The following is a 20,675-nucleotide window of genomic DNA, read 5'->3' as shown; positions in this document are numbered from 1 at the left end:
GTACGATATGAAAGCGATTTTATTAGGACTGAGCTTATTTCCACTGGCGGCATTTGCGGGTGAAAAAATAGATAAGCAAATAGACGTACCAAGTGGCGGCACTATTTTTATTGAAAACCAACGCGGTGATATACATATTACAGGCTGGGATAAAAACGAATTTAAAGTATCTGGCGAGCTTGATGATAAAGCACAGGGTTATGAGCTTAAAACAAGTGGCGATAAAACACAGTTTATTGTAAAAATGCCCCGTAAATCAAATTGGGGTAATAGTGGTGACGGCTCAAACCTAACTATATTTATGCCTAAAAGCAGTAGTTTAGAGTTTGCTGGCGTTAATGTATCGGTGACTGCAAAGGAGCTTAAAAACGGCGCAGAAGTTGATGTGGTTAACGGCGAAATTACGGTAGATGATATTACTGGCAACATTAAGCTCACCACTGTAAATGGTGATGTGAACGCTGAGAACTTAAACGGGAATATTCAGTTTGAAACCGTAAATGGTGAAATTAACGATAGGCAATCAAGTGGTGAGCTGCGTTTTAGCGCTGTTAATGGTGATATTAAATCAACTTCAAGCGCTAATGATGTACGCCTTGAAAACGTAAATGGCGATATAGAATTTACGCTATCGGCTATTAAAAACCTACGTATTAATACGGTCAATGGCGAAGCAGAAGTACAGATTAACGAGCTTTTAAAAGGCGGTGATGTACGTTTTGAATCAGTAAGTGGTGATGCCGACTTTTATTTCCCACAAAGTGTATCAGCAAAGTTTGAAATTAAAGCCCATGCTAATGGTAAAATCATTAACAAAGTCAGTAGTGACAAAGTCAGTAAAGCTAAATATGGCCCAGCCAGTGATTTAGAGTTTAGTATTAATGGCGGTAATGCAAATGTTGAAATGGATACCATAAGTGGACGAATAGAGCTTCGTACCAAATAACACTCATTCCCCATCACGATTACAAAAAGCAGGAAAGATTTCCTGCTTTTCTATTTGCACAGCCCCTGCAAGTCGATAGAATAGAGCCATTCAATTTTACTACTGTGAAGTTATGGCCAAACCAGATAAGCAAGTCGATACTCTTAAAGTTCCTCCCCATTCAATAGAAGCTGAACAATCTGTTTTAGGTGGCTTAATGCTTGATAACCAAGCTTTTGACCGCGTAGCTGAGCTTGTTGTATCACAGGATTTTTATACCCGCACGCACAAGTTAATTTTTGAGGCGATGACGGCACTTGCTGAGATTGGCGATCCGATAGATTTAATCACTATTTCTGAAAGTTTAGAAAAAAATAATAAACTTGCAGGTATTGGGGGTTTTGCTTACTTAGCCGAAATTGCTAAAAATACGCCAAGTGCAGCCAACATTGATGCCTACGCAAACATTGTACGTGAGCGTGCTGTTGTACGTGAAATGATTGGCGTGGCAAATGAAATAGCCGAAGCGGGTTTTAATACCGAAGGGCGTACTAGTCACGACCTACTCGATTTTGCCGAAAGCAAAGTATTTAAAATTGCCGAGCAACGTACAAAAAGTACGGAAGGCCCGCAAAGTATTCATAACATACTCGAAAAAACCGTTGATAAAATAGAAGAGCTTTATCAATCGCCACAAGATGGTGTAACGGGTGTAAGTACAGGTTATGCCGATCTTGATAAAATGACGACGGGCCTGCAACCGTCTGACTTAATTATTGTTGCAGCGCGTCCTTCAATGGGTAAAACCACCTTTGCGATGAATCTTGCAGAACATGCCGCAATGACTCAAGACAAACCCGTGCTAATTTACTCGCTAGAGATGCCTTCAGAACAAATTATGATGAGGATGTTAGCGTCTCTTGGCCGTATTAACCAAACTAAGGTACGTACAGGTCAGTTAGATGATGACGATTGGGCGCGACTTTCATCAACAATGGGCTTGTTGATGGAAAAAGGCAAAATGTATGTTGATGATGCCTCGGGCTTAACACCTACCGATGTTCGCTCTCGTGCACGTCGTATTGCGCGTGACCACGGCGGCATTAGTATGATCATGGTCGATTACTTGCAGCTAATGCGCGTACCTAGCCTTGCTGATAACCGAACACTTGAAATTGCTGAAATTTCGCGTTCACTTAAATCGCTAGCAAAAGAGCTAAAATGTCCGGTTGTTGCGCTTTCGCAGCTAAACCGCACGCTAGAGCAACGTGCCGATAAACGCCCAATTAACTCAGATTTACGTGAGTCAGGGTCGATAGAGCAGGATGCCGATTTAATCATGTTTATTTACCGTGACGAAGTTTATAACGAAGACAGTACCGATAAAGGTATTGCCGAAATCATCATAGGTAAACAACGTAACGGCCCAATTGGTAAAGTGCGTTTAACATTCCAAGGTCAATTTTCTCGCTTTGATAATTACGCGGGACCAGCGGTAGATGACGATTACTAATGCGCTTAGCGACTGCTGAAATTAACTTAACGGCACTTGCGCATAATTTAGCGCAAGTTAAGGGCTTTGCACCTAACAGCAAAGTGATGGCGGTGCTAAAAGCAAATGCTTACGGGCATGGATTAGTAACGATTGCGCAGCATTTAAATAATGCTGACGCATTTGCTGTGGCACGTATAGATGAAGGGCTTGCCCTTCGAGCTGGGGGCTTAACAAAACCAATTGTTTTACTAGAAGGCTTTTTTAACAAAGCCGACTTACCGATTCTGCTCGCCAACAATTTTCAAACTATTATTCACGATGAGTACCAATTAGCGGCGCTTGAAAAAGCAAAGCTAGATGCACCAATAACATGCTGGTTAAAAGTAAATACAGGTATGCATCGATTAGGTATTGCGCCAGAGCAGTTTGAAGCCTTTTATAGCCGCTTGCAAAAAACACCTAACGCTAAAAATACCGTTAATTTAATGACCCACTTTTCGTGTGCTGATGACGTTGATAATGCTAAAACGGTTCAGCAAATTACGTTGTTTGATAATTTAGTGAATGGTATTGACCAAGCGCATTGTTTATCAAATTCGGCTGGTATTATTGCCTGGCCGAGCGGTCATGGCGATTGGGTGCGTCCTGGGCTTATGTTATATGGTGTATCGCCAATGGCAAATAGTATTGGGCAGCAACACAAATTAAAACCAGTTATGCGCTTAACTACGCGCGTAATTGCAGTGCGAGATGTGCCTGCTAATGAGGCTGTTGGGTATGGTGGTCGTTGGAAAAGCGATAAACCAACCAAGTTAGCTGTTGTAGCTATGGGTTATGGCGATGGTTATCCTCGGCATGCTAAAGAGGGGACACCGGTAATAATTGGTGAGCAGCGTTATGGTATTGTAGGAAGCGTAGCTATGGACATGATCAGCGTTGATATAGGCGCTAATGAGCATAATATTAAAGTTGGCGACAGAGTCACTATGTGGGGCCCTGAGCTTCCAGTTGAAGAAATAGCACTGTGCGCTGATACTATTCCTTACGAGCTATTATGTAATATTACACCACGCGTAAGTTATGAGTATCAGCCATAGTTAGTTTTTAGCGTACACCAATTGAGTATAATTACTCTTTTATAAAGTAAATGTCGCTAAAGCCCATACGGGCAAATTCTTGGTCGCGAAAGTTACGAACAGAAGCAGACCCTTTTGAGGTCATTTCTATTTGGCGTACCATGTTTAAGTAATTTGTTAAATCAATCCCCTCGGCAGCAGCAATAGCTTGATACATGTCGTGGTATTTATCTTTTGCGAAGTTAATTTCGCGCGGTTGGTTTTTAAATGTATACGTTATTCTGCGTGCCATAATAAGCTCAGTTAAATTGAGTGTTAGTATAATTTTACACTGTATTGAACTGGCATTGAATGATTTGTTTAAATCAAATAATTAAAAAGTAGAGTTTAAAATGAAATTATCAGTAGAGATCAGTAAATATCCACTTCACCAAGATTACATTCCGTTTATTAAAGGCTTTATTGACCGCTTAAACGAATACGAAAATTTAAAAGTGATTACTAATACGCTATCAACGCAAATTTTTGGTGATTATGATTTAGTAATGCAGGTGTTAAATACCGAAATTAAGCGCTCATATGAAGAATTTGGTAAAGCTATTTTTGTATGTAAGTTTCTCTCTGGCGACTTATCGCCTGAATAATCTATAATACCAACCTGCATAAATCTTTGATCAATTTAACGAATTAAATTGCACTATAACGTCGTTAAAAATTTTTTATTTAGAACAACTAGATACAAAAATTTTGCCTAGTTCTAGCGTAATTTTCTTAACGTTAAATAGACCCCGTATATAAGCAGATTGGTATAACAAATGGCGCAACTAAACGGTGATTGCATAATATGGACTTTTTAACACAAACCTTAAGCGGTTTTACAGCAATGTCGCATTGGGAATACATTGCGGTAGGATTGTCGATGGCGTACTTATTATTGGCAATAAAAGAAAGCTTATGGTGTTGGCCGGCGGCATTTTTTAGCACGCTCATTTATACAATTATGTACTGGAATGGCGCATTGCTCATGGAGTCGTTACTTAATTTTTATTATATGTATATGGCTGTGTTTGGATGGGTTGTATGGAGAAAAGGCAAAGCTGAAAATTTAAATATTACATCGTGGTCGATAAACCGTCATGCTGTTTTAATTAGTTTAACAACCGTAGCTGCAATTACAATTGGTTACGTTATGCAAAACTATACGCATGCCGATTTTGCTTATCTTGATAGTTTCACAACGTGTTTTGCCGTAGTAACTACTTACTTAGTTGCTAAAAAAGTCCTCGAAAACTGGCTGTACTGGATTGTAATAGATGCAGCTTCCATGTATTTATATTATGAAAAAGGCTATTACCCAACGCTTGCGCTCTTTATATTTTATACCATTATGGCCGCGTGGGGCTTTAAAACTTGGTACGAAGAGTACGAACAAAGCCAAGCTAAGCCGCTAGCTCAGCTTTAATTAATGATTGAGCATAATCAGCTAGTAAAAATGTGTAGGGCGTTTATAGAGCCTACTAGCGTTACTTCAAGCGAGCGACTACTCAATGGTTTTAGTAACGATAATTTTTTAATACGTACCAAACAACAAGGGTATTTATTAAAGTGTTATAAAAGCCATTGGCCAGCCATAGGACTTGAAGCACAGCGTTTTTTAAGTGAGCTTAATATATGTCCTGCGCCTGTTTGGCTCGATAAAAAGAATAGCCGTGCGGTATTTAATTATATTGAAGGTAATACAGCGCAATCGGATATAACGCTTAGCTTTATTAATAAACTTGCTCAAGTGCACAATTACAAAGTGTCTACTGCGCCAATGGATATAGCTAAAGAGCTGCATTTTTATCAAAGCACCGGCGTATATACGCAATATAAACCTCAAATAGAGCAGGCACTCAAAGTAGTTGCAGCCATACAATTTGATGAAGGCTTTTGTCATAATGACTTGGTAAAAGATAACATTATTGTAAATGCTTCGGGCATGTATTTAATTGATTTTGAGTACGCGCAAACTAACGATGTATATTTTGATTTGGCAGCCCTTGCAGTGAGTTTTAACCTTAATGAGCAAAGTAAAAAAGCGCTGTTAAACAACTATAAAAATAGCGTTGATAAAAAAAGCACGTTTTACCCATCAATAGATAAGTTAAATTACTATAAGCTGTTTTTTTTGGTGTTATGTATTGCTTGGTATGAGGAGCGCAGCATAACTAGTAAATCTATAATGTTACGTGCGCAGCTAAATAAACTTGTTACTAATACTTTTTTATAAAAGTTACAAACCACCAAAGCGTTCAGCGAGCTCTTTGTACTTTGTTACTTCGGCCGCATCAAATTGTGGTTCGCCATTCTCGTCTTCAGATTTAGCAATTAATAAACTTTCTCTAGAAAGACGTTTTACACGCTCTACTTTTACACCTAAAAACTCAGCGACTTGCTCAGTAGACATTAAACTCATTATTATTTCCTCGTATTAAACTAACCCTCACAGCGACAATCATAATTTTAATGTTACTAAACCGTTACTGTTTCTTATCTAATAAGAATAAATAGCGTGTTTTTAAGCCTTTGTGAAGTGTTTTATTTAAAAGAGTTTAATTAATAAGCATATAAGCTGATCTTACTGGTATTTATTTAAAGATCTCTTTATCATTGCGGGTGCTAAAGCACTGATATCGCGAGTTGGTGTGGCGGCAACAAATGTGCTCTCGTGGTGAAATGGATATCACGTGGCCCTCCGGAGGCTGAGTTGTAGGTTCGATCCCTACCGAGAGCGCCATTTGCTTTTATATGTATTAATTATCCTCTCTATATTACCTAGCTTCTTATTAATTACTCTTGTATTTAAAAATGCATTTACTGCAAAAACTTTGAAAGTTAATTTTAAAAACAGCTTTCTAGTTATTTATACAATGCAAAATTAGCATCCAAAAATCATGTTGTAATTATTTGCATATAAGTTTTAGTGATAAATGAGGAAGACCGATTTAATGTTAAATAGTCAATTAGAGATACTAGCTCAAGGACACGCTTATCTTGAAGGTGTAACTAAAGAGGACTATTCCCAAGTCATCACTCCTAACTTTATTAGCTCGGCTGGAGCTCATATGCGACATATTATCGATCATTATCAATCTTTAATGACCGGCTTTAGCACGCAAAAAGTAGATTATGATTGCCGCTTAAGAGGAGGAGATATTGAAAACTCTCCAACTGCTGCAATAAAAAAAATTGCCGAAATAACAACGTGGATTGAACAGCTAAGTCCAGATGATTTTAATAAACCGTTATCACTTTCAAGCGAAGTTTCGATTAAAAGCAAAAATGTACAAACAGTAACCACATCACTTGCGCGAGAGCTTATTTTTGTAGGCAGTCACGCTGTGCACCATTACGCGATGATTTCACAAATTTCTTTTGCTCAAAAGTCGCAGCTCGATAAAAGCTTTGGTTTAGCAGCAAGTACAGCTACTTTTTTAAGAGAAAATAGCCAGCCAGCACAACCAAAATCGATGCAAAATTAAAATGTGCACGTTAAGCTACTTTTTAACTGATGATGGCTACGAGCTATTTTTTAATCGCGATGAGCAAAAAACACGAGAAACGGCAATCGCTCCAAGTAAGCACCAGGGCAATGCAATTTTCCCCATTGATCCGCAAGGAGGAGGTACTTGGCTTGGGGTATCGCATTTTGGGCAAACACTCGCATTATTAAACGATTACCAAAGTGTATTTGATATAACTGCGGTAAAGCATAGTAGAGGTTTGTTAATCCCTCATTTACTGAGCAATAAAGCCCCTGCATTGTACCAATTACAAAACATGGATTTATCGGGCTACGCGCCTTTTAAGTTATGTATTTTTCCGGATGGACTATCGAGAAATAACAATAACGTGGTTTTTGTTAGGTGGGATGCAAAGCAGTTGATCCACTGCCAAGTTGAACCACTTGCTACGTCATCAGGTGTTGAGCTTGAAACGGTGACACAAAAGCGTAAACAACAATTTAAGCAACTTATTGATTTAAGACATCCTGAAAGTGAGCAGTTTTTAGCGTTTCATTACAGTAAAGCCGAACAAGGGCAATATGGCGTAAATATGCTAAGGGAAGATGCAATGACGGTCAGTATTAGCCATATTAAAGTTGGTAACACTATACGTTTTAATTATTTTGATAAGCAGTCTCAGCTCATTAGTAGCATTGGTTGTTTAAAAGTGGCTGCTGCTTAACTAAATATTTTTATAGCTGTTACATAACTAAAAAAGTCGACGCAATTAATAGCGTCGACTTTTTTTGCTCAATTTTTACCTGCTATATTAATACAGCAGGTAAAAATTATAAGTGATTTATATAATCATCCTTTTTATCACCAAGGTAGAGCTTAAGTAGCTTTTCAGGCGCACTTGGTAGGTGCACACTTAAAAGTAATCCTGGCGTGTGATTAAAGTTGCTATCAATGCCCATGCAATGAAATTGAGCGCCTAGCTTATGGTATTGCTTTAATAAAATCGGTATGTCTTTTTTATCTTCTTCTATTCCCATAACCAATGCTGATACATGGCCTATGTTTAACGTGTGGTCATTAATAAAGTCTTCAAACTCTGGGTGGAGCTTATTATTAAAAGGGGTATTGGCGCTAACACCTTGTTTATTATTAACCATTGCATGGTCAATAATTGCAACAGAACGAGGGTCATAAAGTTTACTTAATGAAACAGTGCCATATAAAGTCCTATAGCGTGGATTTTGCGCCATAAACGCACCAATCCCTTTAAATAGCAGCAATAAACCATGGTAACTGCCCTGATGCTTTTGAACTATAAACGATCGACCCATTTCTAAGCACGGCTGTTGCTGATTAATAAAAGAAGGTTCAAAGTTAAACATTTGCGATAAATAAAGGGCGCTCACGTCGCTATTTTTTTGTAATAAATCGGTTTGTCCTATTCTATAAGCACCAATAATTTCTTCATTTTTATGATCAAAAATAAACAAATGCATGTAAGTCGCATCAAACTTATCTGTGTCGCATGGCTCGCCACTTCCTTCGTTTAATGTGCGAAAGGTTATTTCTCTGAGGCGTGTTATTTCCGTAACGCAATTAGGTATTTGCTCTTGGTAGCCGTAATAAACTGAGTAACCTTTAAAGTCGACTAAATGCTGCTCGCTTGGCAAGTTTGCAAGCTCATTTTTCATTTTTGTTTTATCAACTTCCTGCATAATAGCTTTGAGCTGTGTTGATTGGTTATCCTCTTGCCAAGGCGTTACAAAGCGCTCATCGTTTAAGTAACACTGCAAGCGCGCAAGTGCGTTTATGTCGTCAGTTTTTTCAAACTTATTTAATAATTTGGGTGTAAGTAAATTACCAGCGCTTAAGCTAATAGAGCTTTTTTGAATTTTAAGTAATTCGCGTATTAGCATTAATAATCTAAATCGGTAGTAAACACGCCCCAAGTTATAAAAGGTTGAGCTATTCTGGCCGCTAATAAATACAGGCAATAAAGGGGCTTGTGTTTTTAAAGCTAGTTGAGCGGCTAAGCGATTCCATTGCCCGTCAGTTACACGTTGTTTTTCTGATTGAAAAAATGACACTCTTCCCGCAGGAAAAACCACAAGTAAGCCATCATTTTTAACATGACTAAAGCACTGTTTTATTGCGCTGGTATTAATGGCTGCTTTTGGTTTTAGTGGGTTAGCAAAAATAAAATAGTCTTTAATTTCTTTAAATATTTTTAAACCCACGTTAGCCATTACTTTTGTATCGCTACGATAATGGGTGAGTAAATTTGCAATAATTACGCCCTCAATCATGCCATAAGGATGATTACATACCACTATGCAAGGGCCATGCTTTGGTATTTTGTTAATAACACCTTGTGCACCAAGCACATTAATACCTAATACATTTAACAACTTTTCACTAAACTCTTGTTTATCTAAACCCGATAAATTATTAGAGAGGTATATATCACGTAGCTTATTGATGCCCAATAGGCTATCGAGCAGCGGAGCGGCTATTTTTAGTATATGACTCAAAGGAGAAACGGTGCTTATTGCCGCTACACTTAAGTTTGATACGGGGTGGTTTAATTTTGTCATATACGTTGATGCTCTTAAATTTTTATAGCTGTTGTGTATATTTAGACCGAGAAAAAACCACATTATGTTCAAATTAGGTTAATTAAGTTTGTTTAAAAGCGTAAAAATAATACTCAAATAGTCTTTTAAGTGCTAAATGGTTGTAGGTTATTAAGAAAATAGAAGAGGGTTTTAATTATCCATAAAATAAGGTTACCCACTACAGCTAATAAGAGTGATACAGCAAGTAATCCTTTGTAGTTATATATCACTACTTACAACTCAAAAACTAGACTTTTAAGCTTAATTAATGCTATTTAAGGTACATCTACTTTAAATGTAAAAAATCTCACCTTTATGCTAATTACTTTGCCTGTGTCTGAGCTCACCCCTGGTATGTACGTTGATAGCGTTACTAAGCAACACGAGGGGATCAATAGCATAAAAATTAAGACCAGTGGCTTGGTGCGCGACAAATCTATTATTAAGCGTTTAGTGTCTGAAGGGGTGCTCGAGCTGCTTATAGATTTTACTAAAGGTGATGCGCCAGTTCCTGCCAAATATAAGCCCCAAAGCGCACCTAAAACATCTAATAACCAAAAAAAAGTAGAAAAAACACCTATAGCTATTTCTATCGAACAGGAGTTTGCTAAAGCGACTGTAAATTACGATCAGCATGGCCGAAAGTTACAATCATTATATGGCGATTTAACATCTGGCCTGAGTGTTAATATAAAAGTGCTTGATGAAATTGCCAGCGAGATAGTCAGCTCAGTTTTTCGTAATGCTAACGCTATGACTATTCTTACTCGTATAAAAGACAAACATAGCTATAACTGGCGGCATATGATCAACAGCGCCATTTTTACTGCTGTATTTGCTAAATACTTAGGGTATGAAAAGGCTGTTGTACAAGAGCTTGCAATGGGGGCGTTACTTCATGACTTAGGCCAAGCTAAATTACCGCAGGGTATATTTTCCAAGCCAACTAAACTAAGTAATAACGAGCTAACAGCAATTAAAAAGCATGTTGCCCAAGGTTTAGGTTTAGTTAAAGGTGAGAAGGGTATAACTCCCCTTATGCTCGATATGATAGTAAATCATCATGAGCGTTTAGATGGCTCTGGTTATCCGCGAGGCCTGCAGGCTGAAAAGTTAAGTCGCCCGGCGCGTATAATGGCAATTGTAGATGTGTACGATGCTATGACAGCCGATAGAATGCACCAAGAGGGTGATGAGCCTATTAATGCATTACGCTACTTATTAGCCAATAAACACTTGTTTGATGGTGAACTAGTACAACGCTTTATAAAATGCTTGGGGGTCCATCCGGTAGGAACTATTGTAAAATTAACGAATGAACGTTTAGCCTTAGTGCTTGAGGGGAACGTATTAAATCCTATTAAACCTAAAATTAAGCTATTTTATAATGCTAAGCATAATCATCATGTTACACCTAAAGACATAGATTTAAGTGAGCACACCCAAGAGCTTAAAATACTAGCGAGTGTTAAGCCTCTTGATTATCAGATTAATTTGTCTCGCCTGCTAAAAGAGCATTTGTTGAACTAGTTTTACTGCATTGCCTTTTTTTAGTTTGTTTTGCAGAAATAAACGCACCCAAAAAACAACTCCCCATCAGTGTTAGCCATAGCAAAGTACCTAACTCTACGTGCAATGCAAAACAACACAGTCCTAAAGAGATCAACGCATTTAACATTGCCCCTAACCAATAATGGTTTACGGGGTTATCGCATTGCCCTGCTTGAGTGCATGCGCAGTAGTTTGCTTTGTAAAAGCAAAATACACTCGCCCCACAAAATATTAGCCCTGTAATAATAAATAAAATGATCACAGTTTTACTTCCTTTGCGATTTTATAGTGAGTGTAATTTGCTATATATTTCAAGTCAATCTAAATGATAATTAATTACAATTAGAGCTTTAACTCTAATAACACATTTCTCATCCGATGAGTTTTAAATAGTTGTTAAAATGTCGTTAAATAACATGTTTTTTGCTGTTTTTTGACGCATTCATAGAGTTTTTTACAAAAAATTAAGGTAGTGTAGCAAAGTTTCAAATCCTAATAACAACACACATAGTACCCAGACAGTCAGTTTGGTTAAGGACTCAACAATGAAATTTTCTAAAACTCTTATTGCAGCTTCGCTTGCATTTGTTTCAGCTGATAGCTTTGCAGCTGCGTTTCAATTATCAGAGCAAAATGCATCGGGTTTAGGCCGTGCATACGCTGGTGAAGCTTCTATCGCAGACGATGCGTCTGTAGTTGCACGTAACCCAGCACTAATGACTTTATTTAAAGATAAACAACTAAGTGTTGCTGCTATTGGTGTAATTCCAGATGTAAGTATTGAAGGTGAAAGTACTAATAACGGTATTGACCCAAGTGCATTAGATGACGACAGCATTGCACCAAGTGCTGTAGTACCTGCTGTTTACTTTACTATGCCTTACAACGATAAAGTATCGATTGGTTTTGGCGCATTTTCTAACTTTGGTTTATCTACAGAGTTTAACGACGAATACGTTGCTGGCCAAATTGCTGGCGAAACAGAAATCTTTACTGTTAACCTTAATGCAAGCGTTGCTTATAAAGTAACTGAGCAATTCAGCTTTGGTATTGGTTTAAACGCTATTTATGCTGATGCAACTGTTATTCGTAAAGTGGGTGCTAATGCAAGCGGTATTGATTTTGGTGCTGATGCTGTAAACCTTCAAGGTGATGATACTGGTTTTGGTTTAAACGTTGGTTTAATGTACCAGCTAGATGATAACAGCCGTTTTGGTTTTAACTATCGTAGCGAAACAGACATCACATTTGATGGTGACTTCTCAAACGATCTACCAGCAGCTATTGGTGGTACAGGCGGCGCTAAGCTACCAGGAGCTGTTGATCTAACACTACCAGCTATTGCTGAGTTTTCTGGCTCACATCAGTTAGATGATAAGTTAGGCCTACATTACAGTGTATTATGGACAGGTTGGAGCAGCTTTGAATCACTAGAAGCACAAGTAACGTTACCAACTGGTGATAAGTTTGTTGCGTTTGAAAAGCAAGAGCAGTTTGATGACTCTTTCAGATACTCTGTAGGTGCTGATTACCAATACAACGAAGATTTACTACTTCGTGCCGGTGTTGCATTTGATGAGTCTCCAGTATCACAAACGCACCTATCAATCTCTATTCCTGATACCGATCGCTTTTGGTTCTCGTTTGGCGGTAACTACACAATTGATCAAAACTCTAACGTTGATCTTGGTGTAAGTATCATCCGTGGTAAAACACAAACGTTCACAGAAGCTGATGACTCGGGCAGCCAGTGGGGCTTCGAATCTAAAGGCCACGCGGTATTACTTGGCGCTCAGTATAACTACAAGTTTTAATGTAGAAGTGTCTCGTGGTTAATCACAGGGCACAAAAAAGCCGCTCACTTTAATTAAAGTGAGCGGCTTTTTTAATGCCTATTAAATAGTGTTAATAGGCATTTTATGAAAGCTTATAAACTTTCTATTTTAGTTTTTTGCTCAAGTAGCTTAGTTTTAGCATCGCTAAACTCAGCCAGTTTTGCATTTTCTTTAGCAAGTACCGCTTCAGGTGCGTTATTAACAAACTTTTCGTTAGCGAGTTTGTTTTGCACTTGTGCTAGGCCTTTTTCTGCTTTTTCGAGTTGCTTATTAATACGTGAAAGCTCGGCTTCTACATCAATTAAGCCCGCCATTGGGATCATGATCTCAAGGTTGCCAACATAAGACGTTGCACATGCAGGTGCGTCGTCTTTGTTTTCAAGCATTGTAAACTCTTCAATTTTTGCAAGTGATGCTAAAAATGATTTGTTTTCTTCAATACGGCGCACGTCGTCGCTTGATGCATTAGCAAGTAATACGCTAAGCGGTTTACTTGGGCTAATATCCATTTCACCACGAATATTACGAATAGCTAAAATGAATTGTTTAACCCACTCTAAGTCGTCCATCGCTTTAGCATCAACGCTTGCTTCATTATATACAGGGAACGGCTGAACCATAATGCTGGTGTTTGTTGTTTCAAGGCCTGCAAGAGGTGCAACACGTTGCCAAATAGTTTCAGTGATGTACGGCATCATTGGGTGCATTAAACGCAGTAAGCTTTCAAGTACGGTAATAAGTGTATTACGTGTACCACGTTGCTGTGCTTCATTACCTTTAAATAATACCGGCTTAGTTAGCTCTAAGTACCAATCACAGAACTGGTTCCAAGTGAATTCGTAAAGCGTGTTAGCAGCTAAGTCAAAACGATAGTTATCAAGGTGTTCAGTGTATGTTTTAACTGTTGACTCAAATTGACCTAAAATCCAGCGGTCAGCTAATGAAAGCTCTTTTTGTGCATCGTTTGCAAAACCACAGTCTTGCTCTTCTGTATTCATTAATACGTAACGGCTCGCGTTCCATAATTTATTACAGAAGTTACGGTAACCTTCAAGGCGGTTCATGTCCCAGTTAATATCACGACCGGTAGATGCCATTGCAGCAAGTGTAAAGCGAAGGGCGTCGGTGCCGTGTGCCTCAATACCGCCTGCAAATACTTTACGCGTATCTTTTTCAATTTTAGCGGCAAGTTTTGGCTGCATCATGTTACCAGTACGTTTTTGTACTAGGTCTTCAAGTTCAATGCCGTCAATCATGTCTAGTGGGTCAAGTACGTTACCTTTTGACTTAGACATTTTATCGCCGTTGTCATCACGTATCAGACCCGTTACATACACGGTTTTAAATGGAACTTGTGGTTTGCCATTTTCGTCTTTTATAAAGTGCAGCGTCATCATAATCATACGCGCAACCCAGAAGAAAATAATATCAAAACCAGTTACCAACACGTCAGACGGGTGGAAGGTTTTTAAATCATCGGTATTTTCAGGCCAACCTTGTGTAGAGAAAGTCCAAAGTGCTGACGAGAACCACGTATCAAGTACGTCTTCGTCTTGGCTTAGTGTTACGTTATCTGCAATGTTGTTTTCACGGCGAACTTCGGCTTCGTCGCGACCAACAAATACATTGCCTTCACTGTCGTACCAAGCTGGGATACGGTGACCCCACCAAAGCTGGCGTGAAATACACCAATCTTGTACGTCGTTCATCCACGAGAAGTACATGTTTTCGTATTGCTTAGGTACAAATTGAATGTCGCCGTTTTTAACAGCGTCTTTTGCAGGTTCAGCAAGTGGGGCAACACGTACATACCATTGGTCGGTAAGTAGTGGCTCAATTACCACACCAGAGCGATCGCCGTAAGGAACCGTTAAACCATGGTCTTCAATTTTTTCAAGTAAACCTAGTTCTTCAAATTCTGCCACAATTGCTTTACGCGCTGCAAAACGATCTAGGCCGTGCAAGCGCTCAGGTATTGGTGCATCAAACTCAAGCTCTTTACCGTCAAAGGTGTATGTTTCACCTTGGGTAAGAATAGCGGCGTCTTTATCGAAAATGTTGATCATAGGCATTTGATGACGCTTGCCCACTTCGTTATCGTTAAAGTCGTGCGCTGGGGTTATTTTTACACAGCCCGTGCCTTTATCTTTATCGGCGTGTTCGTCAGCAACAATTTTAATACGACGATTAACGATGGGTAATAAAATCTCTTTACCGATTAAATCTGTGTAGCGCTCATCATCAGGATTTACTGCAACACCTGAGTCACCCAACATGGTTTCAGGACGTGTTGTTGCTACTACTATGTAGTCTTTTCCGTCTTGTGTTGTAACGCCATCAGCTAATGGGTAACGTAAGTTCCACATGTGGCCTTGCTTGTCTTTGTTTTCAACTTCAAGATCAGAAATAGCCGTGTGTAATTTTGGATCCCAGTTTACTAGGCGCTTGCCTCGGTAAATTAGGTTTTCTTTATGGAGGCGTACAAACACTTCTTTAACAGCTTCAGATAAACCATCATCCATGGTAAAGCGTTCACGATCCCAATCAACCGATGCGCCAAGGCGACGAAGCTGCTTAGTGATAGTACCGCCAGATTCTTTTTTCCATTCCCAGATTTTATTAATAAAATCTTCGCGGCCTAAATCGTGGCGTGTTTTGCCTTCTTCGGCATACAGTTTACGCTCAACCAACATTTGCGTTGCAATACCTGCGTGGTCAGTACCTACTTGCCATAATGTGTTGTTACCTTGCATACGTTTAAAACGCGTTAGGGTATCCATTATTGTATCTTGGAAGGCGTGGCCCATGTGTAAGCTACCAGTGACATTTGGCGGCGGGATCATAATTGAATATGGTACGCCTTGGCCAGATGGCTTAAAGTAGCCTTTTTGTTCCCAGTCTTGATATAGAGACTGTTCAATATCTTGCGGATTGTAGGTTTTATCCATTACACAGAACCTTAAATAAGTACTTAAATTAGTTGGTTAGTTTGCCTGATTGGCTAGCTATTAATATCTTGCGTGGTGAGATTGGCACCGAGTTGGCGTAGCTTTTTAAAACGCTCGCGGGCTGCTTGCTTAGCAGCTGGTTCTACGGGTACAAAATCAAAAACTTGGTTAAACCGACGAATGTAATCCGGTAACTGAGTAGCCAAGTTAATTAAAACTTTACGATTGCCAACAGGTGGCGTAATACCAATTTCTACAGGTGCGCCGCCTTTAGGGCCTTCACCTTGTAAATTATGTGGCACAAAACTATCTGGATCGAATGCCCAAATTATTTCATCAATGGCACAGGCTGCTTCGTTATCGTTAACACAAATAAACACACGCTGCCCATTTCGATACTGATCGGCCGCAATTTGAGCTGCCAATGCAAAATGATCGTCAGCCTTCGCTTTAGACTCATCTTGTTGCTTTAGAACGAAAAATTTAGCGTTCATGTTCATTGTATCGGGGTTTCCCATGACATTGAATGTATACCAAATTGATATACACAAATTAAGAGGCAGATTTTGCCATATAACGGGGTTTGCTTCAATTAATACACAAATAAATAAGGCGCCAAATGGCGCCTTATAAATAGCTAAATAGATTATTAATCGTGCGTAGCTTCGCTTACACCCGCTCGATTTAATAAATACTGAGTAAGCATAGGAACAGGACGGCCCGTTGCGCCTTTTTTAGCGCCACTGCGCCACGCTGTACCGGCAACATCTAAATGTGCCCAATTATACTTTTTAGTAAATTTAGATAAGAAACATGCCGCAGTAATAGTACCCGCAGAGCGTCCACCTAAGTTCGTAAAGTCAGCAAATGGGCTTTCTAGTTGATCTTGATAGTCATCCCATAACGGTAACTGCCATGCACGGTCGCCACTTTGCTCAGACGCTTTTAATAAATCGTGCGCAAGTGGGTTATGGTTTGATAGTAAACCAGTAGCATGCGCGCCAAGGGCTACAATACACGCGCCAGTTAGCGTTGCTACGTCAATAACCGTATCTGGATTAAAGCGTTCAACATATGTTAGTGCGTCACATAATACTAAGCGGCCTTCAGCGTCGGTGTTTAATACTTCAACTGTTTGCCCTGACATTGTTGTTAAAATATCACCTGGACGATACGCATTTGAGCCAGGCATGTTTTCACAACCCGCTAAAACACCAATAACGTTAATCGGCAATTGCATTTGTGCAAGTGCACGCATTGCGCCAATAACGCCTGCTGCTCCGCCCATGTCGTATTTCATTTCGTCCATGCCTTCGCCTGGTTTTAATGAAATACCGCCTGAATCAAACGTTAGACCTTTACCAACAAGTACAATAGGGGCTTGGTCATCAGCGGCGCCTTTGTAGTTAATAATCGACATAATCGATTCGTTATCACTACCTCGGCCAACAGCTAGGTAAGAATTCATACCAAGTTCTGCCATTTGCTTTTCGTCAATAAGATCAACAGTGATGTTGTCAAAATCAGTTGCCAGCTCTTGTGCTTGTTCACCTAAGTACACAGGATTACAAATATTTGGTGGCATATTAGCTACGTCTTTACATAGCTTACTACCTGCTGCAATGGCTAAACCATGCTCAATAGCGCTTTCGCCAATAGTTAGTTCGCGTCGTGTTGGTACGTTAAACACCATTTTACGCAGTGGACGGCGAGGGTCTACTTTTTTACTTTTCAGTTGGTTGAACGTATATAAGCAGTCTTGCGTTGTCTCAACTGCCTGACGTACTTTCCAGTAGGTGTCGCGACCTTTAACGTGTTGCTCTGTTAAAAAGCAGACTGCTTCCATAGAGCCCGTTTCATTTAAGGTATTAATAGTTTTAGAAATGATTTGTTTATATTGCTTATCATCAAGCTCACGCTCTTTACCACAACCAACAAGCAATATGCGCTCGCTTAATACATTAGGTACATGATGCAATAATAAAACTTGGCCTGGCTTACCTTCTAAATCGCCACGGCGAAGTAAATTAGAGATATAACCATCACTAATTTTATCGAGTTGTTCACCAATGGGGGATAACCTACGTGGCTCGTAAACGCCAACCACAATACATGCGCTGCGCTGTTTTTCTGGGCTACCACTTTTTACGTTAAATTCCATTGTTACTCCTGGTTTTGAGTCGTTTAAGTTACTAAGTTGGGGCTAAAAAAGTATTTTCTAGTCTTATCTACGTAACTTATGTAAGGATAATTCTTATTTTAGCTGATTTTGTTAGACTCTTACTGTGTAATTGAACTTTATATGCTTAAGGGCTACTAATGCAACATTATATCGTGCACTTAGGTAGGATAATTAATTTTGATGGCTTATAATAATAGCCTATTTGCCGGTATTAATTGGGTAAAATAGCTATTTAACTATTCAATTCTCACTATCGTAGTGAAATTCCATGTTTAACAGGGGCGAGCATTGCTAATTTTCCGTTATTTAACCGCTGAGGTTTTAAAATCGCAGGTCGCCGTATTTTTAACTTTGATGACAATATTTTTGTCACAAAAGTTAGTTGGTATTTTAGGTGATGCCTCTGAGGGCAGCATTCCTGCTAAATTAGTGCTATCGATGATTGCACTAAAACTTCCACAACTAGCCTCGCTAATACTTCCGCTGAGTATATTTTTAGGCATTATTTTAGCCTACAGCCGTATTTACGCCGATAGCGAAATGACCGTACTTAAAGCCTGTGGCGTAAGTGAATGGTATGTTGTGCGCGTAACACTTATATCAAGTGTAGGGCTTGCTATATTAGCCGCAGCACTGACTATGTATATAGCGCCGTGGGCAAGCGAGCAAGAGTATCAATTAAAAGAACAAGCCAAAGCCGATGCGGGGCTATCCGCACTCAGAGCTGGGCGGTTCCAAGAAACCGGTAACGAAAAAGCCGTGGTGTTTATTCATAATATTGAAAAGGGTGGCAAAGAGCTCAATAAGGTATTTGTTGCACAGTTACCCGATAGCGAAAAAGGCAACCTAGCGCGCTTAGTATATGCAGAGCAAGGTGTTGTGGTTGAAGCCGTAAATGGTGAGCAACAGCTCGTGCTAACAGACGGTAAACGCTACGAAACAGATGGCACAACGCCTGCACTTAACTTAACAGAATTTGATGGTTACAGCGTACAAATACGAGAACAAGAAATAGAACACCAACGCCGTAAATTAGAGGCTGTGCCAACTAACCAATTATTGGCTATAAATACTCCTGAATCTATTGCTCAATGGCAATGGCGACTCGCTATTCCGTTATCAATTCCGCTACTTACCTTACTGGCAGTACCGCTAAGTGTGGTTAATCCTCGCCAAGGTAAATTTGCAAAACTAGTACCTGCTATAAGCTTGTACTTAGGCTATTTTATTTTACTAAATGCCGCTAAATTTGCAGTTGAAGATGGCAAAATTCCGCCTTCAATTGGCTTGTGGTGGATTCATCTAAGTGCCTTGTTTATAGGTGGATTATTAATTATAAAAGGGCGACCGTTGGGCGCTTGGCTTAAAGCCGTTGTAACTAAGCGGGAGTTAGGCTCATGATGAAAACGCTTGATTGGTATTTAGGCCGCAGTATTTTACAAACTACCGGCTTTGCATTGTTGGTACTTGTTGGTATTAGCACCTTAATTAAGTTTATCGACCAGCTAAAGTCGGTAGGGCGTGGCAGTTACGATTTAATGACCGCAATGCTTTACACGCTTTACACAATACCTGGCGATTTAGTGGTGTTTTTTCCGATGGCTGCGCTAATTGGTGGCTTAACGGGTTTGGGGGCACTTGCCTCAAACAGTGAGCTGGTAGTGATGCAAGCGGCTGGTATGTCGCGCTTACAAATAATTGGCTCTGTGATGAAAACGGCCATATTTATGGCTGTATGCATGATGGCACTTGGCGAATGGGGTGCACCTGAAGCGCAATTACACGCCAAAGAAATGCGTAACCAAGCAATACATGGCGGCGATGTATTTAACACACAAAAAGGTGTATGGGCTAAAGACGGCAGCAATTTTATTAATATTGAAGATGTTGACGAAAACGGCAGGCTCAATGGGGTACACATGTACCACTTTGACAAATCGTTAGAGCTTACCCAAATCACTAAAGCAAAAGATGCACTGAGCCGAAAAGATGGCTGGCTACTTCGTGACGTAAATAAGGTTATTATTACTAGCGAAAAAACCACAACAGAGCAATTACCTGAAGAGTTTTATTCTTCGCAATTGACCGCTGAAAAGTTAGGAGTTGTGTCGGTAAAACCAGAGTCACTTTCATTTACTGGGCTTTGGTCGTATTTAACTTACTTAGAGCAAAACGAACAAGACACTAGTACCTACGAGCTTGCACTGTGGCGTAAGCTTATGCAGCCTGTATCTGTAGCGGTAATGCTGCTGGTGGCGCTCTCGTTTATATTTGGCCCACTGCGTACCGTTACTATGGGCGCACGTATTATTATGGGTGTTGTAACGGGGATCGTGTTTCACTTAACTAATGAAATATTTGGCCCTGTAGTTATGGTTTACCAAATACCTGCCATTATAGGGGCGGTATTACCTAGTATTATATTTATAGGCTTTGCGACATATTTGATGAATAAACGGGTATAGAGTACCTATTCAAAGTATGAAAAAGGGTGACCAGTGGTCACCCTTTTTGCTTTTTAATTACCAGTTTTGGAAAGCAG

General features: G+C 39.6%; 19 protein-coding genes and 1 tRNA gene. 13 read left to right on the top strand and 7 right to left on the bottom strand.

The window, feature by feature from the left end; translation table 11 throughout:
- The first annotated feature begins 7 nt into the window (after positions 1–7).
- The 3 genes from H5088_RS02665 to alr all read left to right on the top strand — a co-directional run bounded on the left by H5088_RS02665 (position 8) and on the right by alr (position 3,517).
- Positions 8–946 (top strand): DUF4097 family beta strand repeat-containing protein, encoded by a 939-nt coding sequence (locus H5088_RS02665; RefSeq protein WP_002963051.1) that lies wholly within the window; start codon positions 8–10, stop codon positions 944–946.
- A gap of 112 nt (positions 947–1,058) precedes the next feature.
- Entirely contained in the window at positions 1,059–2,438 is a 1,380-nt protein-coding gene (gene dnaB / locus H5088_RS02660; protein WP_002963050.1) for a replicative DNA helicase, read from the top strand.
- Complete coding sequence (gene alr, locus H5088_RS02655) at positions 2,438–3,517, top strand: alanine racemase (RefSeq protein WP_024596806.1); 1,080 nt, start codon at positions 2,438–2,440, stop codon at positions 3,515–3,517. Before dnaB ends, alr begins: the two co-directional genes overlap by 1 nt.
- A gap of 31 nt (positions 3,518–3,548) precedes the next feature.
- On the opposite strand, the gene H5088_RS02650 is transcribed toward alr, so the two are convergent.
- Positions 3,549–3,788: a DUF2960 domain-containing protein gene (locus H5088_RS02650; protein ID WP_002963045.1), complete on the bottom strand. Its 240-nt coding sequence runs from the start codon at positions 3,786–3,788 to the stop codon at positions 3,549–3,551.
- A 100-nt stretch (positions 3,789–3,888) separates the two neighbouring features.
- On the opposite strand from H5088_RS02650, the gene H5088_RS02645 reads away from it, so the two are divergent.
- The 3 genes from H5088_RS02645 (at position 3,889) to H5088_RS02635 (ending at position 5,768) form a co-directional block, all read left to right on the top strand.
- A complete protein-coding gene (locus H5088_RS02645) occupies positions 3,889–4,140 on the top strand; it encodes a hypothetical protein (protein ID WP_002963043.1) in 252 nt (83 codons plus the stop codon).
- Positions 4,141–4,340: 200 nt separating this feature from the next.
- On the top strand, positions 4,341–4,958 hold the full coding sequence (pnuC, locus tag H5088_RS02640; protein WP_002963042.1) for a nicotinamide riboside transporter PnuC: 618 nt from the start codon (positions 4,341–4,343) through the stop codon (positions 4,956–4,958).
- Between the two features lie 3 nt (positions 4,959–4,961).
- Complete coding sequence (locus H5088_RS02635; protein ID WP_182752157.1) at positions 4,962–5,768, top strand: phosphotransferase; 807 nt, start codon at positions 4,962–4,964, stop codon at positions 5,766–5,768.
- Positions 5,769–5,771: 3 nt separating this feature from the next.
- Here H5088_RS02635 and H5088_RS02630 read toward each other — a convergent pair whose 3' ends face one another.
- Entirely contained in the window at positions 5,772–5,954 is a 183-nt protein-coding gene (locus H5088_RS02630; RefSeq protein WP_039490259.1) for a hypothetical protein, read from the bottom strand.
- A gap of 246 nt (positions 5,955–6,200) precedes the next feature.
- Here H5088_RS02630 and H5088_RS02625 point away from each other — a divergent pair.
- The 3 genes from H5088_RS02625 to H5088_RS02615 all read left to right on the top strand — a co-directional run bounded on the left by H5088_RS02625 (position 6,201) and on the right by H5088_RS02615 (position 7,726).
- A tRNA-Arg gene (locus tag H5088_RS02625) sits at positions 6,201–6,275 on the top strand.
- Positions 6,276–6,486: 211 nt separating this feature from the next.
- Positions 6,487–7,020, top strand: coding sequence for a DinB family protein (locus H5088_RS02620; RefSeq protein ID WP_182752156.1), 534 nt, complete (start codon positions 6,487–6,489; stop codon positions 7,018–7,020).
- A gap of 1 nt (position 7,021) precedes the next feature.
- The gene (locus tag H5088_RS02615) at positions 7,022–7,726 is read left to right on the top strand and encodes an NRDE family protein (RefSeq protein WP_182752155.1); all 705 of its coding nucleotides are present in this window, start codon (positions 7,022–7,024) and stop codon (positions 7,724–7,726) included.
- Positions 7,727–7,832: 106 nt separating this feature from the next.
- Here H5088_RS02615 and H5088_RS02610 read toward each other — a convergent pair whose 3' ends face one another.
- The gene (locus H5088_RS02610) at positions 7,833–9,596 is read right to left on the bottom strand and encodes a lysophospholipid acyltransferase family protein (RefSeq protein ID WP_182752154.1); all 1,764 of its coding nucleotides are present in this window, start codon (positions 9,594–9,596) and stop codon (positions 7,833–7,835) included.
- 336 nt (positions 9,597–9,932) lie between these two features.
- Here H5088_RS02610 and H5088_RS02605 point away from each other — a divergent pair, with 336 nt between their 5' ends.
- Positions 9,933–11,147 (top strand): HD-GYP domain-containing protein, encoded by a 1,215-nt coding sequence (locus H5088_RS02605; protein ID WP_182752153.1) that lies wholly within the window; start codon positions 9,933–9,935, stop codon positions 11,145–11,147.
- Here H5088_RS02605 and H5088_RS20240 read toward each other — a convergent pair.
- On the bottom strand, positions 11,107–11,430 hold the full coding sequence (locus tag H5088_RS20240) for a hypothetical protein (RefSeq protein ID WP_076914930.1): 324 nt from the start codon (positions 11,428–11,430) through the stop codon (positions 11,107–11,109). The genes H5088_RS02605 and H5088_RS20240 overlap by 41 nt on opposite strands.
- A 283-nt stretch (positions 11,431–11,713) precedes the next feature.
- Between H5088_RS20240 and H5088_RS02600 the strand changes: the two genes are divergently transcribed.
- Positions 11,714–12,982 (top strand): outer membrane protein transport protein, encoded by a 1,269-nt coding sequence (locus H5088_RS02600; RefSeq protein ID WP_154903642.1) that lies wholly within the window; start codon positions 11,714–11,716, stop codon positions 12,980–12,982.
- A gap of 113 nt (positions 12,983–13,095) precedes the next feature.
- Here the strand turns inward: H5088_RS02600 and H5088_RS02595 are convergent, their stop codons facing one another.
- The 3 genes from H5088_RS02595 to pepA form a co-directional block, all read right to left on the bottom strand.
- A complete protein-coding gene (locus tag H5088_RS02595; RefSeq protein ID WP_182752152.1) occupies positions 13,096–15,951 on the bottom strand; it encodes a valine--tRNA ligase in 2,856 nt (951 codons plus the stop codon).
- A 53-nt stretch (positions 15,952–16,004) separates the two neighbouring features.
- On the bottom strand, positions 16,005–16,451 hold the full coding sequence (locus tag H5088_RS02590) for a DNA polymerase III subunit chi (RefSeq protein ID WP_002962020.1): 447 nt from the start codon (positions 16,449–16,451) through the stop codon (positions 16,005–16,007).
- A 149-nt stretch (positions 16,452–16,600) separates the two neighbouring features.
- Positions 16,601–18,112 carry a leucyl aminopeptidase gene (pepA, locus tag H5088_RS02585; RefSeq protein ID WP_024595639.1) on the bottom strand — a complete coding sequence of 504 codons (1,512 nt, stop codon included), beginning with the start codon at positions 18,110–18,112 and terminating at the stop codon, positions 16,601–16,603.
- Between the two features lie 309 nt (positions 18,113–18,421).
- Here pepA and lptF point away from each other — a divergent pair, with 309 nt between their 5' ends.
- Positions 18,422–19,534 (top strand): LPS export ABC transporter permease LptF, encoded by a 1,113-nt coding sequence (lptF, locus tag H5088_RS02580; RefSeq protein ID WP_002962016.1) that lies wholly within the window; start codon positions 18,422–18,424, stop codon positions 19,532–19,534.
- Positions 19,531–20,598 carry an LPS export ABC transporter permease LptG gene (gene lptG, locus H5088_RS02575; protein WP_182715597.1) on the top strand — a complete coding sequence of 356 codons (1,068 nt, stop codon included), beginning with the start codon at positions 19,531–19,533 and terminating at the stop codon, positions 20,596–20,598. The genes lptF and lptG overlap by 4 nt, the downstream gene beginning before the upstream one ends.
- The last annotated feature ends 77 nt before the right edge of the window (positions 20,599–20,675 follow it).

Source organism: Pseudoalteromonas sp. SR43-3 (genome assembly GCF_014163875.1).
Classification (GTDB): Bacteria; Pseudomonadota; Gammaproteobacteria; order Enterobacterales; family Alteromonadaceae; genus Pseudoalteromonas; species Pseudoalteromonas distincta.
Note: the sequence above shows the minus strand (reverse complement) of the source record. Positions and strands in the feature narration are given on the sequence as shown.